The organism is Nocardiopsis lucentensis DSM 44048, from assembly GCF_000341125.1.
Taxonomy (GTDB): Bacteria; Actinomycetota; Actinomycetes; order Streptosporangiales; family Streptosporangiaceae; genus Nocardiopsis; species Nocardiopsis lucentensis.
The window spans coordinates 11335-29370 of record NZ_ANBC01000299.1; the positions used below are offsets into that span (position 1 = coordinate 11335).

At 69.3% G+C, this 18036-nt stretch carries 18 protein-coding genes and 1 pseudogene (1 of these 19 only partly in view); 15 read left to right on the forward strand and 4 right to left on the reverse strand.

Annotated features, from left to right (window positions below; translation table 11 throughout):
- The 10 genes and pseudogenes from iolB to D471_RS40795 all read left to right on the forward strand — a co-directional run.
- A pseudogene (gene iolB / locus D471_RS33785) lies at positions 1–674 on the forward strand (5-deoxy-glucuronate isomerase) (it extends 194 nt beyond the left edge of the window).
- The gene (iolD, locus tag D471_RS0110490; RefSeq protein WP_017598577.1) at positions 674–2557 is read left to right on the forward strand and encodes a 3D-(3,5/4)-trihydroxycyclohexane-1,2-dione acylhydrolase (decyclizing); all 1884 of its coding nucleotides are present in this window, start codon (positions 674–676) and stop codon (positions 2555–2557) included. Before iolB ends, iolD begins: the two are co-directional and overlap by 1 nt.
- A gap of 26 nt (positions 2558–2583) precedes the next feature.
- The gene (locus D471_RS0110495) at positions 2584–4080 is read left to right on the forward strand and encodes a CoA-acylating methylmalonate-semialdehyde dehydrogenase (protein ID WP_017598578.1); all 1497 of its coding nucleotides are present in this window, start codon (positions 2584–2586) and stop codon (positions 4078–4080) included.
- 280 nt (positions 4081–4360) lie between these two features.
- Positions 4361–5278, forward strand: a complete 918-nt coding sequence (locus D471_RS0110500; protein WP_017598579.1) for a TIM barrel protein — start codon at positions 4361–4363, stop codon at positions 5276–5278.
- 114 nt (positions 5279–5392) lie between these two features.
- Positions 5393–6379 (forward strand): substrate-binding domain-containing protein, encoded by a 987-nt coding sequence (locus D471_RS0110505; RefSeq protein WP_017598580.1) that lies wholly within the window; start codon positions 5393–5395, stop codon positions 6377–6379.
- A gap of 2 nt (positions 6380–6381) precedes the next feature.
- A complete protein-coding gene (locus D471_RS0110510; RefSeq protein ID WP_017598581.1) occupies positions 6382–7443 on the forward strand; it encodes an ABC transporter permease in 1062 nt (353 codons plus the stop codon).
- A gap of 14 nt (positions 7444–7457) precedes the next feature.
- The gene (locus D471_RS33790; protein WP_051059142.1) at positions 7458–8339 is read left to right on the forward strand and encodes an ATP-binding cassette domain-containing protein; all 882 of its coding nucleotides are present in this window, start codon (positions 7458–7460) and stop codon (positions 8337–8339) included.
- A gap of 115 nt (positions 8340–8454) precedes the next feature.
- A complete protein-coding gene (locus tag D471_RS0110520; protein WP_017598583.1) occupies positions 8455–9462 on the forward strand; it encodes a Gfo/Idh/MocA family protein in 1008 nt (335 codons plus the stop codon).
- Positions 9463–9477: 15 nt separating this feature from the next.
- Complete coding sequence (locus D471_RS0110525) at positions 9478–10344, forward strand: sugar phosphate isomerase/epimerase family protein (RefSeq protein ID WP_017598584.1); 867 nt, start codon at positions 9478–9480, stop codon at positions 10342–10344.
- Between the two features lie 241 nt (positions 10345–10585).
- Positions 10586–11107, forward strand: coding sequence for a hypothetical protein (locus D471_RS40795; protein WP_040689149.1), 522 nt, complete (start codon positions 10586–10588; stop codon positions 11105–11107).
- Between the two features lie 63 nt (positions 11108–11170).
- Here D471_RS40795 and D471_RS0110535 read toward each other — a convergent pair whose 3' ends face one another.
- From D471_RS0110535 to D471_RS0110550, 4 genes are all read right to left on the reverse strand, one after another.
- Positions 11171–12004 (reverse strand): hypothetical protein, encoded by an 834-nt coding sequence (locus D471_RS0110535; RefSeq protein ID WP_017598585.1) that lies wholly within the window; start codon positions 12002–12004, stop codon positions 11171–11173.
- Entirely contained in the window at positions 12001–12741 is a 741-nt protein-coding gene (locus tag D471_RS0110540; protein ID WP_017598586.1) for an AAA family ATPase, read from the reverse strand. The genes D471_RS0110535 and D471_RS0110540 overlap by 4 nt, the downstream gene beginning before the upstream one ends.
- A 9-nt stretch (positions 12742–12750) precedes the next feature.
- On the reverse strand, positions 12751–14193 hold the full coding sequence (locus tag D471_RS42470) for an ATP-binding protein (RefSeq protein WP_338045329.1): 1443 nt from the start codon (positions 14191–14193) through the stop codon (positions 12751–12753).
- Between the two features lie 151 nt (positions 14194–14344).
- Complete coding sequence (locus D471_RS0110550) at positions 14345–15109, reverse strand: GntR family transcriptional regulator (protein ID WP_017598588.1); 765 nt, start codon at positions 15107–15109, stop codon at positions 14345–14347.
- 69 nt (positions 15110–15178) lie between these two features.
- Here D471_RS0110550 and D471_RS0110555 point away from each other — a divergent pair, with 69 nt between their 5' ends.
- The 5 genes from D471_RS0110555 to D471_RS0110570 all read left to right on the forward strand — a co-directional run.
- Positions 15179–15589: an NUDIX hydrolase gene (locus tag D471_RS0110555; protein WP_017598589.1), complete on the forward strand. Its 411-nt coding sequence runs from the start codon at positions 15179–15181 to the stop codon at positions 15587–15589.
- Between the two features lie 91 nt (positions 15590–15680).
- Positions 15681–16163, forward strand: a complete 483-nt coding sequence (locus D471_RS0110560) for a hypothetical protein (protein ID WP_017598590.1) — start codon at positions 15681–15683, stop codon at positions 16161–16163.
- A gap of 286 nt (positions 16164–16449) precedes the next feature.
- Positions 16450–16962 carry a hypothetical protein gene (locus D471_RS33800; protein ID WP_051059140.1) on the forward strand — a complete coding sequence of 171 codons (513 nt, stop codon included), beginning with the start codon at positions 16450–16452 and terminating at the stop codon, positions 16960–16962.
- 33 nt (positions 16963–16995) lie between these two features.
- Complete coding sequence (locus D471_RS0110565) at positions 16996–17769, forward strand: SDR family oxidoreductase (RefSeq protein ID WP_017598591.1); 774 nt, start codon at positions 16996–16998, stop codon at positions 17767–17769.
- 9 nt (positions 17770–17778) lie between these two features.
- The coding region (locus tag D471_RS0110570) for an enoyl-CoA hydratase-related protein (RefSeq protein ID WP_017598592.1) at positions 17779–18036 on the forward strand (258 nt) is incomplete at its 3' end.

The window sequence follows — 18036 nt, forward strand, 5'->3', positions numbered from 1 at the left end:
AGTTCCGGGTCACCGGGCGGCGGAGCGTGTTCAGCCGGGTCACCGACTTCGTCTACCTGCCGCGCGACGCCCGCGCCACGGTCACCAGCGCGCAGGGCGGCCGGTTCGCGCTCCCGTCCGCGCGCTGCGACCGGCGCCTGACCGCCAGGTACGGCGCCGCCGAGGACGTCCCGGTCGAGCTGCGCGGCGCCGGCCAGTCCAGCCGCCAGGTGAACAACTTCTGCGTGCCGGGGACCTTCGAGGCGGACCGTCTCATCGCCTGCGAGGTGCTCACCCCCGCGTCCAACTGGTCCTCCTACCCGCCGCACAAGCACGACGAGGTCACCGAGACCGAGTGCGAACTGGAGGAGATCTACTACTACGAGGTCTCCGAGGGGCCCTCCGGCCCCGGCATCGGCTACCAGAGGGTGTACGGGACCGAGGAGCGTCCCATCGACGTCTTCGAGGAGGTCCGCGGCGGGGACGCCGTCCTCATCCCGCACGGGTGGCACGGCCCCTCCATGGCCGCTCCCGGGTACGACCTCTACTACCTGAACGTCATGGCGGGCCCTGGAGAGGAACGCGCCTGGAAGATCTGCGACGACCCCGCCCACGGGTGGGTGCGCCAGACCTGGGCCGACCAGGAGATGGACCGGCGCCTGCCGCTGACCTCCACCGCCGAGAGGGAGGCGTGATGGCCCAGTCCACCGTCAGGCTCACCACGGCCCAGGCCCTGGTCCGCTTCCTCGCCGCGCAGTACAGCGAGCGCGACGGCGTCGAACGGCGGTTCATCCCCGGGGTGTGGGGCATCTTCGGGCACGGCAACGTCGCCGGCCTCGGCCAGGCGCTGCTCCAGGCCGCCAGGACCGGCGAGGCCGACCTGCCCTACTACCTGGCCCGCAACGAGCAGGGCATGGTCCACGCCAGCGTCGGGTTCGCCAAGACCCGCGACCGGCTCCAGACCTTCGCGTGCTCGGCCTCGACCGGCCCCGGTTCCACCAACATGGTCACCGGCGCCGCGCTGGCCACCACCAACCGCGTCCCGGTCCTGCTGCTGCCCAGCGACATGTTCGCCACGCGCCTGCCCGATCCGGTGCTCCAGCAGTTGGAGGACACCCGCGGCGGCGACGTCACCGTCAACGACGCCTTCCGCCCGGTCTCCAAGTACTTCGACCGGATCACGCGCCCCGAACAGCTGATCCCGGCGGCCCAGGCGGCGATGCGGGTGCTCACCGACCCGGTGGAGACCGGCGCGGTCACCCTGTGCCTGCCCCAGGACGTCCAGGCCGAGGCCCACGACTGGCCGGTGGAGTTCTTCCGCAGGCGCGTCTGGCACATCGGCCGACCGGTGCCCGAACCCGACGCCGTGGCGCGGGCCGCCGACGTGATCCGCGGCGCGGAGCGGCCGTTGGTCGTCGCGGGCGGCGGCGTGGTCTACTCCGAGGCGTGCACGGCCCTGCGCGAGTTCGCCGAGGCCACCGGTATCCCCGTCGCCGACACCCACGCGGGGAAGGGAGCACTCCCGTGGGACCACGACCGGGCCGTCGGCGGAGTCGGCTCCACCGGTGCCGGGAGCGCCAACACGCTCGCCCGCGAGGCGGACGTGGTGATCGGCGTCGGCACCCGCTACAGCGACTTCACCACCGCCAGCCACACGGTCTTCGCGCACCCGGACGTCACGTTCGTCAACCTGAACGTGGCCCGGCTGGACGCGGCCAAGCACGCGGCCATCCAGCTGGTCTCCGACGCGCGCACGGGCCTGGAGGCGCTGCGCCGGGAACTGGCCGGCTGGGAGGTCGCGGCCGACTACAGGGCACGCACCCGGGAGCTCGCCGACGAGTGGGCCGAGATCACCGACGCCTGCTACACCGTCGAGCACGGCCCGCTGCCCGCCCAGACGGCCGTGCTCGGGGCGCTCAACGACGTCCTCGACGACCGCGACGTGGTCGTCAACGCCGCCGGGAGCATGCCCGGCGACCTCCAGATGCTGTGGCGGGCCAGGGACCCCAAGGCCTACCACGTCGAGTACGCCTACTCCTGCATGGGCTACGAGGTGGCCGGCGGGACCGGCGTCAAGATGGCCGACCCCTCCCGTGAGGTGGTCGTCCTGGTCGGCGACGGGTCCTACCTGATGATGGCCCAGGAGATCGTCACGATGGTCTCCGAGGGGATCAAGGTGATCATCGTCGTGGTCCAGAACCACGGCTTCGCCTCCATCGGATCCCTGTCGGAGGAGCTCGGCTCCCAGCGGTTCGGCACGAAGTACCGCTACCGCGACCCGTCCACCGGCCAGCTCGACGGGTCCGTCCTGCCCGTCGACCTGGCGGCCAACGCCGCGAGCCTGGGCGCCCGTGTCATCCGCGCCGACGGGATCGAGGAGTTCCGTGAGGCCCTCGCCGAGGCCAAGGCGGCCGACACCACCACGGTCGTGCACATCGAGACCGACCTGGAGGGCCCCAACCCGCCCGGCAGCGCCTGGTGGGACGTGCCCGTCAGCCAGGTGTCCGACCTCGACAGCACCCGCGACGCGTACCTGACCTACCACTCGCACAAGCAGGGACAGCGCCACTACCTGTGACGCCTCCCGGAAGCAAGGAATCCACCGTGAAGACCATCCAGCACTGGATCGACGGGGCCGCGACCTCCGGGGCCTCGACCCGCACCGCGCCGGTGTGGAACCCGGCCACCGGTGAGCAGCAGGCCGCCGTCCTGCTCGCCGAGCCCTCCGACGTGGACGCCGCGGTCGCCTCGGCGGCCAAGGCCTTCGAGAGCTGGGGCGACTCCTCCCTGACCAAGCGCACGCGTGTGCTGTTCTCCCTGCGCGAGCTCCTCGCCAGGCACGAGGACGAGATGGCGCGGATCATCGCGGCCGAGCACGGCAAGGTGATCGACGACGCCAGGGGGGAGATCGTCCGCGGTCGCGAGGTCGTCGAGTACGCCTGCGGCATCATCAGCGCGCTCAAGGGCGGCTACTCCGACCAGATCTCCACCGGGATCGACTCCTTCGACTTTCGCCAGCCGCTCGGCGTCGTCGCGGGGATCACCCCGTTCAACTTCCCGATCATGGTGCCCCTGTGGATGCACCCGGTCGCGATCGCCTGCGGCAACACGTTCGTCCTCAAGCCCAGCGAGCGCGACCCGTCCGTGTCCAACCTCGTCGCCGAGCTCTACGCCGAGGCGGGACTGCCCGACGGCGTGTTCAACGTGGTGCACGGGGACAAGGCCGCCGTCGACACGCTCCTGGACCACGACGGCGTCGAGGCCGTCTCCTTCGTCGGCTCCACCCCGATCGCCAGGTACGTGCACGAGCGCGGCACCGCCTCCGGCAAGCGGGTCCAGGCCCTGGGCGGCGCCAAGAACCACGCGGTCGTCATGCCCGACGCCGACCTGGAGTTCGCCGCCGACCACCTGACCGCGGCCGCGTTCGGCTCCGCCGGCCAGCGCTGCATGGCGATCTCCGCGGCGGTCGCCGTCGGTGACGCCGCCGACGCCCTGGTGCCGGTGCTCGCCGACAAGGCCAAGGCGGTCAGGGTGGGCCCCGGCCAGGACACCGCCAACGAGATGGGCCCGGTCATCACGGCCCAGGCCCGCGACCGCGTCGCCGGGTTCGTCTCCTCCGGCGAGGAGCAGGGCGCGGTGGTCGTGGTCGACGGCCGCGAACTGACGGTGGAGGGGCACGAGGAGGGCTTCTTCGTCGGCCCGTCGCTCCTGGACGAGGTCACACCGGAGATGGACGTGTACCGGGAGGAGGTCTTCGGGCCCCTGCTGGTCATCGTCCGCGCCGCCGACCTGGACGAGGCGATCGAGCTGATCAACGCCAACCCGTACGGCAACGGCACCGCCATCTTCACCAGCGACGGCGAGGCCGCCCGCCGCTTCCAGCGCAGGGTGACGGTCGGGATGATCGGCGTCAACGTGCCGATCCCCGTGCCGATGTCGCACTACTCCTTCGGCGGCTGGAAGGACTCGCTCTTCGGCGGGAGCCACATCCACGGCCCCGAGGGCGTGCGGTTCTACACCCGCGCCAAGGTCGTCACCAGCCGGTGGCCGCACGTCGACCGATCGGTCGAGGCCGCCTTCAACTTCCCCACCCACGGCTAGGCGGTGTTTTTTGGGTCCTCCGCTTCGCTTCGGACCGTGTTCGGGCACCCACAAGGCAGGGATTCTTCATCCTCGTCCTCGCCTGTCGCTCGTTCCTCGCCACGCGGCTCGACTCGCCCGCCCGTCGCCCACCACCACCCTCAACGGACGCCTACGGCGCAGTCTCGATCCTTGAGAACCCTGCCGGTGCCCGAACGACACCCCCTCAGGTGGTCGTTCCAGAAAACAGGCCCCGGCCGAACCTGGCCGTCCACACCAGCCACACCTTTCACGAAACGAGATGGACATGACGGAGAAACTGGTCCTCGGATCCGCCCCCGACTCCTGGGGGGTCTGGTTCCCGGAGGACGAACACCAGACGCCGTGGAACAGGTTCCTCGACGAACTGACCGAGGCCGGGTACGAATGGCTCGAACTGGGGCCGTACGGCTACCTGCCCACCGACCCGAAGCGCCTCGCCGACGAGGTCGGCCGGCGCGGGTTGAAGGTCTCCGGCGGCACGGTGTTCGGCAACCTGCACAACCCGGACGAATGGGATGACACTGTCGCCACCGTCCGGAAGGTCGCCGAGCTCACCGCCGCCGTCGGCGCGCACCACCTGGTCTTCATCCCGCCCATGTACCGGGACGAGAAGACCGGGGAGTTCTCCGAGTCCCCGACGCTCGACGACGGTCAGTGGAGGAACCTCCAGCGCTCCGCCGACGAGCTCGGCAGGATCCTGCTGGGCGACTACGACGTGCGCCTGTGCCTGCACTCGCACGCCGACACCCACATCCAGACCCAGCCCGAGATCGAGCGGTTCCTCGACGGGACCGACCCCGACCTCGTGTCCCTGTGCCTGGACACCGGTCACGTGGCCTACGGCGGCGGTGACGCCGTGGACCTGATCCGCCGGTACTCCGAGCGCGTCGACTACGTGCACATCAAGCAGATGGACCCGGAGGTCGTCCGGCAGGTCCACGAGGAGAAGCTCGGCTTCGGCGAGGCCGTCAAGCGCGGTGTGTGCGTGGAGCCCCCGGCGGGGGAGCCCGCTCCCAAGGCCGTCATCGACGCGCTCGACGAGGTCGACGCCCGGCTCTTCGTGATCGTCGAACAGGACCTGTACCCGTGCGAGCCGGAGGTTCCGCTGCCCATCGCGGTCCGGACCCGCACGTACCTCAACAGCTGCGGATTGGGGGCGCGCCACCAGAAGGCCTGACCTCCACACCACACGCTGAGCCCGCCGCGCAGAGCGGACTCCCCGCAAGTCGCACCGGCCCCTGCGACCAACCACAGGTTGAGTGAATCCCCCAGATCGACAAGAGGTCGAATCATGAAGCGCAACACCACCTACACCGCCCTGATCGCAGGGGCCGCGTGTCTGACGCTCGCCGTCACGGCGTGCAGCTCGGAGGGAGGCCGGGAGGCGGGGGGAGGCGGCGGCGACGTCGAACTCCCCGACATGACCGTCGCGATGATCACCCACGAGGTCCCCGGCGACACCTTCTGGGACATCATCCGCTCAGGGGCGGAGGACGCGGCGGCCAAGAGCGGGATCGAGCTGGAGTACTCCTCCGCGCCGGAGGCCCGGGAACAGGCCAACCTCATCCAGAACGCCATCGACCGCGACGTGGACGGCATCGCCGTCACCCTCGCCAAGCCGGACGCGCTGGAGGGCGCCATCTCCGACGCCATCGAGGCGGGCATCCCGGTGGTCGCGTTCAACGCCGGTCTCGAGGAGTGGCAGGACATGGGCGTGCTGGAGTACTTCGGCACGGACGAGCACGTGGCCGGTGCCGCGTTCGGCGAGCGGCTGAACGACGTCGGCGCGGAGAAGGTCATGTGCGTCATCCAGGAGCAGGGGCACGTGGCGCTGGAGACCCGGTGCGCCTCCCTGGGCGAGGCCTTCGAGGGTGAGTCCGACGTCGTGTACGTGGACAGCGCGAACATGCCGGAGGTCCGGTCCAGCATCGCCTCCACGCTTCAGGCGGACGAGGACTTCGACTACGTGGTCACCCTGGGCGCTCCGATCGCCATGACCGCGGTCGACGCGGTCGACGACGCGGGCAGCGACGCCAGGGTCGCCACCTTCGACACCAACCGGGACCTGGTCAACGCGATCCAGGGCGGCATCGTCGACTGGGCCGTCGACCAGCAGCCCTACCTCCAGGGCTACCTCGCCGTGGACGGCCTGTGGCTGTACAACACCAACGGCAACACGTCCGGGGGCGGGACCGAGCCGGTCCTGACCGGCCCGGCGTTCATCGACGAGACCAACATCGACGCGGTCGCCGAATACGCCGAGCGGGGGACCCGATAACCATGAGCCACGTCATCACCCCTCCGGCGCCGTCGCCGGGCGGCTCCGAGAAGGCACTGCGGTTGGGCCGCAGATCCGTGCTCCGGCACTTCCTGACGCGGCCGGAGGTCGGATCCCTGGTCGGCGCGGTGATCGTGTTCACCGTCTTCTTCACCATCGCCGAGCCGTTCCGCTCGGCGGGGGCGTTCACCAACATCCTCTACGCCAGCTCGACGATCGGCATCATGGCCGTGGGCGTGGCGCTGCTGATGATCGGCGGTGAGTTCGACCTCTCCGCCGGGGTCGCGGTGATCAGCTCCGGCCTGGCCGCGTCGATGTTCGCCTGGTACTTCTCGCTGAACGTCTGGGTCGGTGTCCTGTTCGCCCTGGCGGTGTCGCTCGCCATCGGGTTCCTCAACGGGTGGATCCTGGTCCGGACCAAACTCCCCAGCTTCCTGGTCACACTGTCGATGTTCCTGATGCTCCAAGGGCTCAACATCGGCATCACCAAGCTGGTCATCGGTACCGTCTCCACCCGCAACATCTCGTCGATGGACGGCTTCGACCAGGCTCGGGCGGTCTTCGCGTCCAGTTTCACCATCGCCGGGGTCGAGGTGCGCGTGACCGTTCTGTGGTGGATGGTCTTCGCCGGACTGGCCACGTGGGTGCTCATGCGCACCAAGGTCGGCAACTGGATCTACGCGGTCGGCGGCGACCAGGAGAGCGCACGGGCCGTCGGCGTCCCGGTCGCCAGGGTCAAGATCGGCCTGTTCATGACCGTGGGGTTCATGGCCTGGTTCTCGGGCATGCACCTGCTCTTCATGTTCAACACGGTGCAGTCCGCGGAGGGCGTGGGCAACGAGCTGCTGTACATCATGGCGGCCGTCGTCGGCGGGTGTCTGCTCACCGGCGGCTACGGGACGGTGATCGGCGCCGCGATCGGCGCGTTCATCTACGGCATGACCCGCCAGGGCATCGTCCTCGCCGGGTGGGACAACAACTGGGTGTTCTTCTTCGTCGGGGCGATGCTCCTGCTCGCGGTCGTGGTCAACGGCTGGGTCCGTACGCAAGCGAACAAGAGGTGACCGAGGTGAGCACGATGACGGACACCACGTCGACTTCCACCGGGAACACGACGCCGCGGACCGCGCCGCTGCTGGAACTACGCGGTATCGGCAAGACCTTCGGCAACATCAGGGCACTGAACGGCATCAATCTGAGGGTCGACGCGGGCGAGGTCACCTGCATCCTCGGTGACAACGGCGCGGGCAAGTCCACACTGATCAAGATCATCGCCGGGCTGTACGGGCCGACGTCGGGCGAGTATCTGGTCGACGGTGAGCCGGTGGACTTCTCGTCACCGCGACAGGCCCTCGACCGGGGCATCGCCACGGTCTACCAGGACCTGGCGATGGTTCCCCTGATGCCGGTGTGGCGCAACTTCTTCCTCGGCTCCGAACTGCGCAGGGGCGTGGGCCCCTTCCGGATGCTCGACGTCGCCCGGATGCGCCGCATCGCGGACGAGGAGCTGAGGAAGATGGGCATCGACCTGCCCGACATCGACGCTCCCGTCGGCAACCTGTCGGGTGGCCAGCGCCAGGTCGTGGCCATCGCGCGGGCCGTCTACTTCGGCGCCCGCGTGCTGATCCTGGACGAGCCGACCGCCGCGCTGGGGGTCAAGCAGTCGGGTGTGGTCCTGAAGTACGTCAGCGCGGCCCGCGAGGCCGGCCTGGGCGTCATCTTCATCACGCACAACCCGCACCACGCGTACATGGTCGGCGACCACTTCGTGGTGATCAAGCTCGGCGAGACCGAGCTCGACCAGCCCCGCTCCGAGCTCACCCTCGACGACCTCACCCACCACATGGCGGGCGGCGCCGAGCTGGACGCGCTCCAGCACGAGCTGGAACGGGCCAAGGACCCGCAGGTCGATCCGCTGCACGACGCGGCGGGTGAGGGCCCGGACGTCCAGGGGCTCTGACCTCGGACGGCCGATACCTCAGGTCGGCCGGGGCTCCGGCCCCGGCCGACAGGGGACTCCGACCGGAACGGGCGGGTGTCCACACCCGCCCGACCGTCAAGAAAGGCAAGGAACGATGACCGTCAAGGTAGGAGTGATCGGCACCGGCTGGATCGGAGCCGAGCACATCCGCAGGATCACCGCCTCGGTGGGTGGTGCCGAGGTCGTGGCGGCGACCGACATCGACGCCGACCGCGCCGCCAGGGCGGTCGAGGGCACCGGTGCGCGCGTGCTGCCCACCGGGACGGACGTGATCGCCGATCCGGAGGTCGACGCGGTCGTGGTCACCTCCTGGGGCCCGGCGCACGCCGAGTCGGTCCTGGAGGCGATCGCGGAGGGCAAACCGGTCTTTTGCGAGAAGCCGCTGGCCACCACCGCCGAGGACGCCCAGCGCATCCTGGACGCGGAGGCCGCGCACGGCTCGCGTCTGGTGCAGGTCGGTTTCATGCGGCGCTTCGACACCGGCTACCGGGAGATGAAGGAGGCCGTCTCGACGGGCGCGATCGGCACGCCGCTCCTCGCGCACTGCGTGCACCGCAACCCCACCGTGCCCGAGGCCTACCACTCCGAGATGGCCTCGCAGGACACCGCCGTCCACGAGGTGGACGTGATGCGGTGGCTGCTGGACGACGAGATCTCCTCCGTCCAGGTGATCGTCCCGCGTTCGACCACCAAGAAGTTCGAGCACCTGCGTGATCCGCAGGTCATGCTCTTCGAGATGGCCAGCGGCGCCCGGGTGGACCTGGAGGTGTTCGTCAACTGCCAGTACGGCTACGAGATCGGTTGCGAGGTCGTGGGGGAGGAGGGCACCGTCCGGCTGCCGGAGATCCCCGGCGCGGTGGTGCGCTCGGCCGCCCGCCAGAGCACGCCCGTCCTTCAGGACTGGGTGAAGCGGTTCGCCGCAGCCTTCGACACCGAGTTCCAGACGTGGGTCGACGAGGTGGCCGCGGGGGTCCCGACGACCGGACCGAACGCCTGGGACGGCTACGCCGCGGCGATCGTCACCGACGCGCTGGTGCGGTCGCTGCACTCGGGTGGCGTCGTCGAGACCGGCATCAAGGAACGCCCGGCGTTCTACGCCTGAGGGAGAGAGCAGAACATGAAGATCGCCATTGACCCGTACATGTTCCGGGGTCTGCCGATCACCGAGATGGTGCGGACCGTGGCGGACCTGGGCTACGAGTACATCGAGCTGTCCCCTCGCGCGGAGTTCATGCCGTTCTTCCAGCACCCGAGGGCCGACGACGCCCGGGTGGCGGAGCTGCGGGGCGCGCTGCGCGAGACGGGGGTGAAGCTGTCCTCGATCCTGCCGCTGTACGCGTGGTCGAGCCCGATCGAGCAGGAACGCCGGGACGCGGTCCGCTACTGGAAGCGGATGATCGAGGTCGCGGTCGAGCTCGACGTGAACCTGATGAACTCCGAGTTCAACGGCCGCCCGGAGCGGGCCGCCGAGAGCGAGGGCGCGTTCTGGCGGTCGATGGAGGAGCTGCTGCCGATCTTCGAGCGTGAGGGGATCGCCCTCAACCTCGAAGCGCACCCGGACGACTTCTGCGAGGTCAACGAACCCGCGGTGGACCTGGTCCGGGCGATCAACCGGCCCTGGGTGAACTACCTGTACTGCGCTCCGCACACCTTCCACCTGTCGGGTGAGGACCCGGGCGTGGACGTTCGGCGGATGATGGAGTACGCGGGCGACAAGCTCCAGCACGTGCACATCGCCGACTCGTTCAACCACAAGGGCTCGTCCGGGTTGCGGTACATCCTCAACCCGCCCGGCACCCCCGCGCGGATCCACCAGCACCTGGACATCGGCCAGGGTGAGGTGGACTGGGACGAGTTCTTCGGCGCCCTGCGGGACCTGGACTTCGACGGCGTGGCCACGGTGTGCGTGTTCGCGTGGGAGGAACGGGCACGGGAGTCCTCCGAGTTCATGCTCAAGAGGGTCACCCAGGAGCTCGCCTCCTGACCAGGCGCCGGGGCGTCACGTCGGTCAGTCACAGAGGGCGGCCGAGGGGCCGGACGTCCCGGCGGGGCGCCGCACGCGATCATGTGCGGCGCCCTTTTCGGGTTTTCCGCGCGGCGGGGGTTCCTCCGGGGTAACGTGCGAGCTCACGCCCTGCTTATGTAAGGTAGCTCGGACTTTCGTGGGCTCTTCGCCCCGTGGGGCCGAGCCCGCCCCCGACTCCCAAGAGAAGCCGACGCACGCGATGACCCGCACACCTCATCCGACGCGACTCCGGCGAAGCGAGGCACGCCGTATCGAACGGCGCCGCCAGCGTCTCCTCCAGGCCGCGATCGCCTGCTCCGTGGGCGTGATCACCATGTCCGGAGCGCTCGTCTTCGTCCTCGTCTCCCAGGACCCGCCCGAGACCGGTGGGGACGACCGCCAACGCGTGGGGCAGGCCGAGCAGCTGCCCTCCGGCCCCGCCGCCGACCCGGCCTCCCCGGTCCCGAGCGCCGCCGCCCCCGAGCCCTCCGACTCGGCCTCCCCGTCGGAGGACGACGAGGCGGAGGAGGAGCCCTCGGCCTCGCCGTCTCCGGAGCCCTCGCCCTCGGAGGGGCCGTCTGAGCCGTCCGGGGAGGCGTCGGAGCCGGAGCCCGAACCCGAGCCGGAACCCGAGCCCGAGCGCCCCGAACCGGAGCCTGAGCCCGAGCCGGAACCGGAGCCGGAACCCGAGCCCGAGCCCGAGCCCACGGAGGAGGACCCCGTGCCCTGGTGGCCCTGGTAGCGGGTTCTCCATCCCTGGGCAGCAACTCGAAGGGCTGTCAGGAGCACAGCCTCACTCCGCTCCTCAGCCGTGGAGTAACCCGGCGGCGTGGCGGTGCAGCGGAATCGTCAGTTCGGGACTGTCACCGCGTTCGATACGCAGCAGCAGTCGGGCGATGACGTAGAGCTGGGCCCGCACACCGTCCGGGGTGTCGAGCTGGTCGGCGAAGACCGCGTGTACCCGTTCGGCGGTCTCCGGCTGCAACAGGCTGTGGCAGTAGAGCGTCGCGGCGTCGAGTCCTGCCGGCGCCCGGCCCCAGCCCTCCCAATCGAGGATGCCCAAGTCAGGGCCGAGCAGGTTGTTCCAATGCAGGTCCGCGTGAGCGGTGCGCCATACCTGAACAGTCAGGTCGACGGCGTCGCCGAAGAACACCAGCAACCGGCGCGAGATGTCTTCCTGGGCGACCGCGATCCGCTCCGTTGGTGTCCGCCCGACCCGGTCGAGTGCGCCGCGTAGGTCTGCCCACCAGGCGTCGGAGAGCCTCGGTTCGTCGCGGAGTTCGGCGGTCGGCGAGCACACGCGCCCGGGAAGGCGGGTCATCAGCTCGGCGCGGACGCGCTCGGGCGTTTCTTCCCATTCGGTGACCTCGACGACTTCGGGCTTGGAGACGCCCGTGATCGCGGAGGAATCGGCGTTGCCGGTCCAGAACTCGCCGTGTGCCCAGCTCATGTGTTCGGTCGTCACGCGTACCCACACGTCTCCCGGTGCCCCGGTGGCGGGCGCGCCGATGCCGCGGTCGCGCCACCCGAACACCGCCTCACCCATCAGGACGGCGCCGAAGCCCTCCGCCGCTCGGGTGAGAAGTTCACGCATGCGCGCCCGGTGACGCTGGTTCGCCAGTGACTGGGCCGAGGTCATGCGTCGATCAGGTGGCGTAGGTACCTGCCGGGATCGGACAGATAGCGGCGCCAGTGGTCGACCATCTCCAGCTCGTCCCACTTCGTGCGGCGCGCCCCGTGGTCACCGACTTCGATGATGTCCGCGCCGGGGGTGGCGGACAGGATCGGGCTGTGTGTGGCGCAGATGATCTGCGACCCGGATTCGGCCAGGTCGTGCATGAGTCCGACCAGGCGAAGGCAGGACATGAACGACAACGCGGCCTCGGGTTCGTCCATCAGGTACAGGCCCGGTTTGTCTAACATGCTCTGGAGGATGATGAGGAACCCTTCGCCGTGGCTGTGCTCGGACAGGTTCTCCTCCCAGTAGCCGTGCATGCCCGAGACCGCCTCGGCGAACCCGAACGTCGTTTCGGCGCGCAGGAAGTACCCGGTGCGGGCGCGGCGCCCGGACGACAGCTGTCGGGCGCCGCGTGCGGTCAGGTCCAGGCGCAGCCGCTCGCCCAGGGGGGTCTTGGGGCGGTTGTTGGCGTACTTGCGTCCGGCCCGGCCGCCGCGCGCGTCCAGTCCGTAGGCTTCGGCGATCCCCTCGACCAGGGTCGACTTGCCTGACCCGTTCTCGCCCACCAGGAACGTCACGGGGGCGCGGAACTCCAGCGGTTCGGCGAGCAGGCGGCCGACGGCCGGAACCGTGTACGGCCACACGTTCGGGTCTGGGGGGTCGAGTCCTTCGGGAATGTCGATGCCTTGGACGAACACGTTGTTCCTCTACCGGTAGTTCGGGGCGCAGTTGCCCGCAGGGGTGCAGTCTCCCTTGGGTTGGCATGCCGGGCTGCACGAGGGGCCGCACTGCGGGTCGCACATCTTCGGCACGCACACGGCGCGGTGGGCGAACTCCTGACGAAGCCCACCCACCACCGTAGCCATCCGGTCGCTGTTGAGGATGTCGTTCAACGACTGCTCGCGCACGTTACCGACCGGCATCCACCGGGTGAAGACACAGGGCCACACCTCACCTGTGGGGGAGATCGCGAGGTTGCCGTGCGCGCACCGCCCGCACAACACCGACGTGTCCGGCTCAACCTCTGTGACGGCACCGCGGTCGACCCCTCGAAGGTCGTCGTATCGGACTTCGTCGACTCCCAGGCCCAGGAGAGTACGGCTCGCCTGGGCGCTGCGCTGGGACTCCAGAACACCGATGACACCAGCGCGCAAAGGAATCTCGCGCCGCTTGGCCTCAGCGATGTTGGCGAGCGTGCGGGCGTGGGTGGGGCGCTGGGTGATCTGCTCGTGCTCGTCGGGGTCGTCCGAATACCAGGACGTGGCCAACCGCACACCGGGGCGCTCGAAGTCCTCCCACAGCCTCGGCGGGACGTGCACGAGATTGGTGAAGACCTCGACGGCGAGGCGGCGGTCGAGCGCGTGCCCGATCAGCTCGCCCAGGTCGGGGTGAAGCACGGGTTCGCCGCCGATGAATTGGACCATGCCAGCGGCGGTGTGGGCGACGTCGTCGATCACACGCCGCCAGCCGTCGGTGGTCATGATGCCGTGGGTGCCGTCAGGGCCGCTGTCGGCGTAGCAGTGGGTGCACGCCAGTTGGCACTTGCCGATGATCTCCAACCAGACGAACCGCAACGGCGGCACGGTCGGGCCGGTGAGGGTAGCGCTTTCGAGGGAGGTGGTCACGGTCGTCCCTTCCGGATCGGGTGGGGGGGTGTGTTCGATGAGGGCGCGGACGGTGAGGGGACCTCCGGCCGTGCCGGACCAGTCCCAGTAGGCGGTGAGGGTGTCGACGAGCCGGAGTCCGTATCCGCCGACGGGGCGGGGGTTGCCGGGGGCCTCGATGCGGGGGACGGGGATGGTCGGGCCGGGGCGGGGGCCGTTGTCGGTGACGGTGAGGACGTAGGCGAAGGGGCGACGTTCGATCACGACGCGGGTGGTGCCGCCGGGGTCACCGGAGCAGGTGTGCCGCAGCGCGTTGGAGACGAGCTCGCTGACCACGGTGACCAGTGGAAAGGCCGTGTTGGGTGTGGTGCGTGCGACCTGGTGGGCCCAGGTGCGTGCGGCACGGACGTGGTAGAGGTCCGGGCCGAGCACGATCCCGCACCGGTTGGGGTCGGCGAAGCTCAGCCGTCGGGGCGGCGCGATGATTGTGGCGCGCTGCTGTGGAACGGCCACCGGTATGGGCGAGTGAGGGAACGTCTCGTTCATGTTCGTACCTGGGGTTCTGTGAGCGGCGACGTGCCGGAGCAGGACCTCGGGAAAGCAGAGCAGTCATCCACAGAGTCCTTCACTCCTGTATATGAGTGTGATTGACAGTGTGGTCAACTCATGTGCAGGAGTCAAGGGGGTTCTTGGATTCCTAGCCGCTGGCGGGGATCCGGTATTCGAGGACGAAGCGATCGGCGGCCATGACGGTAGCGCAGACTTCAAGCACGCGCCCATCGACTCCGTAAGCGCTCCGCACCAGCTCGATCACCGGTGCCCCTGCGCTCAGCGCCAGCTCCGAGCTCTCCTCCTTCGTAGCCAGACGTGCTGAGACCTCCTCCAGGAACTCCTCCAGTACCCGTCCGTGGTCTTCCAGCCTCGCGTAGATGCCGCCGGGGCCGGGGTTGTCCTCGAAGAGCTCGGGCGTCTCCTCGGCGATATCCCAGGGGATGTAGGAAGTGGCCGTCTCCATCGGTGCGCGGTCGCTGAAGTAGAGACTTCGACGTGCCAGCACCCTGTTTCCGCTTGTCGTACCAAGTTTGTGGGCGACATCGGCGGGGACCTCCACCGGTCCCACGTACAGGACGTGGACGCTGGGCTCGACACCGGCCTGTTCGGACTCGGCCAGGTAGGCCGCTTTGCCAGCCTTGCGGTGTGAGCGTCTGAACCGATCCGAGGACTTGCGTCTCACCGGCGGGCGGCTGCGGACGAACGTCCCTCGACCGTGGAAGGTCTCCACCAGTCCGCGCGTACGCAGTTCGGTCATGGCCTTGCGGACTGTGCCCTGGGCTACCCCGTACCTGTGGATCAGCTCGGACTCACTGGGTACTCGCTCCCCGGGAGGTAGGGTCCCTTCCAGGATCTGGTGCCGCAGGTCCTCGGCGATACGCAGGTAGCGCGGGCGTCCCTCGTCCATCATCCGTGCCTTCCTGCCCCAAGTCATCTCCTGTAGAAGAGCACTCAGACAGTACAAGGTGGTGCGGCAGCCATGCACTCGGTCTCCGTCGCGGGAGCCGTCATTCGTGAGGATGGACGTATCCTCGCCATCCAGCGCGCTGACAACGGGCATTGGGAACCGCCTGGTGGCGTCCTCGAACTGGACGAGGACATCGAATCCGGGGTGCGGCGTGAGGTGCTGGAGGAGACCGGCCTGCGTGTTCGGGTGGGTGAGCTGACCGGGGTCTACAAGAACCTCAGGCGCGGCATCGTCGCCCTGGTCTTCCGCTGCACGCCCCAGGGTGGAGAGCCCCAGCCGTCCGAGGAGGCCACCCGCGTCGAATGGCTCACCCCGGACGAGATCCATGAGCGCATGGCCCCCGCCTATGCCTGCCGCCTTCTGGACGCCGCCCTTCCTGGGGCTCCGCGGATTCGCGCACACGATGGACACGACCTTCTGTGAAGGGGGCCGTAGCAGGATTCCGGCATCAGGGGACTCGAAACGAACCGTCGAACACTCTGCCGGTCGAGAAGGCGAATCCGAAGGAGCTGGCGTGACGCGCATCGGTATCACCGGGCACTCGAACCTCAGCATGGACAGCGTGCCACTCGTCCGCGCGGCGCTGGCGGAGGCCCTCACCCCGTACGCGGGTGACGGGCTCACCGGTCTGTCGTGCCTGGCACGCGGGGCCGACCAGCTCTTCGCGGAGGCCGTGCTCGACGCGGGAGGACGGCTGGAGGTCGTCCTTCCCTCCGTCGACTACCGGGAGGTCAAGGTCAAGCGCGACAACCTCGACCAGTTCGACGGTCTGCTCATGCGCTCGACCCTGGTGCGGTACATGCCGCACCGGACGGCTGGTCGCACCGCCTACGAGGACGCCAACGAGGCCGTGCTGGGCGCGATCGACCGGCTGTTCGCGGTCTGGGACGGCCAGCCCTCCGGCGGCAGGGGCGGGACGGGCGACGCCGTCGAGGCCGCCCGGGGGCGGGGCGTCCCGGTCGACGTCATCTGGCCCGAAGGCGCTCGCCGGGAGTGAATTCGGCGTGTCCCGCGCTGATTAATTCTATTAATTCGGGCGAATTCGGACTCTTCTGGCTTGGCGGATAAACCGGGCTGGTTCTGTGTAACACGCGGGTTGAACTGGGAAAACGAAAAACCTGGTTCTTGAAGCAGCGCGGTTTCGCAGAAAAGTTCACCCATCCCGCCGGAGTGCTCTAATCTTTGTCGCGAACGACAACCGCATACGAAGACCCCGCGACGGTAGGTAACCGCCCGGGGTCGTGGCCAGCAACTTCGAAACTTTTACAGCAAGGATTGCCGACGTGGCTCAGTCTAGTCACGCGGTCCTCGGCTCTGCCCTGGACTGCCTGAAGACCCTCCTCGCCCCCGCCCGTGGCCGCCACAGCGCCCGCCGGCGCCGCTCCACCCGGGTCCGCCGCTACGCGCCGGTGCCCGCCCCGGTTTCCGAACCCGCGTCGGTCCCCGCCTCGCCCCCGACCTGCACGGCTCATCCCGTCAGGGACGCCGCCCCCGTCCGGCCCTACTTCCTCGCCCACGAGCGCGAACTCGCCTACGCCGCGGCGCACCCCGCCCGCCGCCTGCGTGCCCGCACGACCCGGCCGACCGCCGACGGACCCCGGGTATCGACCCCCGCCTATATCCCCAAACACGCGGCTCCACGCGTTCCCGCACCCCGTCCGGCGCCCGGCGGCGACCTGCTCGCCCCCGACCCGCCCGGCGAGTTCGACGAACTGCGCGACCTGACCCGCGCATGGCTCAGTATGGGTAGGACCGGATCTCGAGGGTCCTCCGTGAAAAACCGAACCCGGTTCTAGTGCGTGGGTCACATCGTCTGTAGAGTGCGGCCCATGGATCTGAACGGAATCTCCGCCCTCGTCTCGGGCGGCGCCAGCGGCCTCGGTGAGGCCACCGCCAAGGAACTCGCGAACGCCGGTGCGACCGTCGTCATCGCCGACCTCAACGCCGAGCGCGGCGAGGCCATCGCCAAGGAGATCGGCGGTGTCTTCGTCAGCACCGACGTCTCCAAGGAGGACCAGGTCAAGGCCGCCGTCCAGGCCGCCGTCGACACCGGAAAGCCCTTCCGCGCGGCCGTCTCCTGCGCCGGGATCGCCTGGGCGACCCGCACCGTGGACAGGAACGGCAACCCGCACGACCTGGACAGCTACCAGAAGGTCATCCAGGTCAACCTGATCGGCACCTTCAACGTGCTGCGCCTGGCCGCCGCCGAGATCGCCAAGACCGAACCGGTCAACGAGGACGGCGAGCGCGGCTCCATCGTCAACACCGCCTCCCTGGCGGGCATCGAGGGGCAGATCGGCCAGATCGCCTACTCCTCCTCCAAGGGCGGCGTGATCGGCATGACCCTGCCCGCCGCGCGCGACCTCGCCGCGGTCGGCATCACCGTGAACACCATCGCCCCCGGCATCCTGGAGACCCCCATCTACGGTGAGGGTGAGGGCGCTGAGGAGTTCAAGAAGCGCCTCGCCGCGCCCATCCCCTTCCCCAAGCGCATGGGGACCGCCGGAGAGTTCGGCAAGCTGGCCCGAGCCCTGCTGGAGATCAGCTACGTCAACGGCGAGGTCGTCCGCATCGACGGCGGCCTGCGCATGCCGCCGAAGTAGGGGGTCCCCGTGTCCGACGAGGTTCTCTACACGGATGAGGACGGCGTCGCCGTCATCACCATCAACCGGCCCGAGGCCAAGAACGCGGTCAACGCCGCCGTCGCCCAGCAGGTCGCCGAGGCGCTCGACGACCTGGACGCCCGCAAGGACCTGAGCGTCGGCGTCATCACCGGCGCGGGCGGTACCTTCTGCGCGGGGATGGACCTGAAGGCGTTCATGAAGGGCGAGCTGCCACTCGTCGAGGGCCGCGGGTTCGGCGGGGTCGCC

Bases quoted from the DNA above. Each gene is read 5' to 3' on its own strand.
- D471_RS33790 (WP_051059142.1), top strand. From the start codon at position 7,458: ATGACGGACACCACGTCGACTTCCACCGGGAACACGACGCCGCGGACC.
- D471_RS0110510 (WP_017598581.1), top strand. From the start codon at position 6,382: ATGAGCCACGTCATCACCCCTCCGGCGCCGTCGCCGGGCGGCTCCGAG.
- D471_RS40795 (WP_040689149.1), top strand. From the start codon at position 10,586: ATGACCCGCACACCTCATCCGACGCGACTCCGGCGAAGCGAGGCACGC.
- D471_RS0110505 (WP_017598580.1), top strand. From the start codon at position 5,393: ATGAAGCGCAACACCACCTACACCGCCCTGATCGCAGGGGCCGCGTGT.
- D471_RS0110550 (WP_017598588.1), bottom strand. From the start codon at position 15,109: ATGATGGACGAGGGACGCCCGCGCTACCTGCGTATCGCCGAGGACCTG.
- D471_RS0110520 (WP_017598583.1), top strand. From the start codon at position 8,455: ATGACCGTCAAGGTAGGAGTGATCGGCACCGGCTGGATCGGAGCCGAG.
- D471_RS0110535 (WP_017598585.1), bottom strand. From the start codon at position 12,004: ATGACCTCGGCCCAGTCACTGGCGAACCAGCGTCACCGGGCGCGCATG.
- D471_RS0110565 (WP_017598591.1), top strand. From the start codon at position 16,996: ATGGATCTGAACGGAATCTCCGCCCTCGTCTCGGGCGGCGCCAGCGGC.
- iolD (WP_017598577.1), top strand. From the start codon at position 674: ATGGCCCAGTCCACCGTCAGGCTCACCACGGCCCAGGCCCTGGTCCGC.
- D471_RS42470 (WP_338045329.1), bottom strand. From the start codon at position 14,193: ATGAACGAGACGTTCCCTCACTCGCCCATACCGGTGGCCGTTCCACAG.
- D471_RS0110555 (WP_017598589.1), top strand. From the start codon at position 15,179: ATGCACTCGGTCTCCGTCGCGGGAGCCGTCATTCGTGAGGATGGACGT.
- D471_RS0110500 (WP_017598579.1), top strand. From the start codon at position 4,361: ATGGACATGACGGAGAAACTGGTCCTCGGATCCGCCCCCGACTCCTGG.
- D471_RS0110525 (WP_017598584.1), top strand. From the start codon at position 9,478: ATGAAGATCGCCATTGACCCGTACATGTTCCGGGGTCTGCCGATCACC.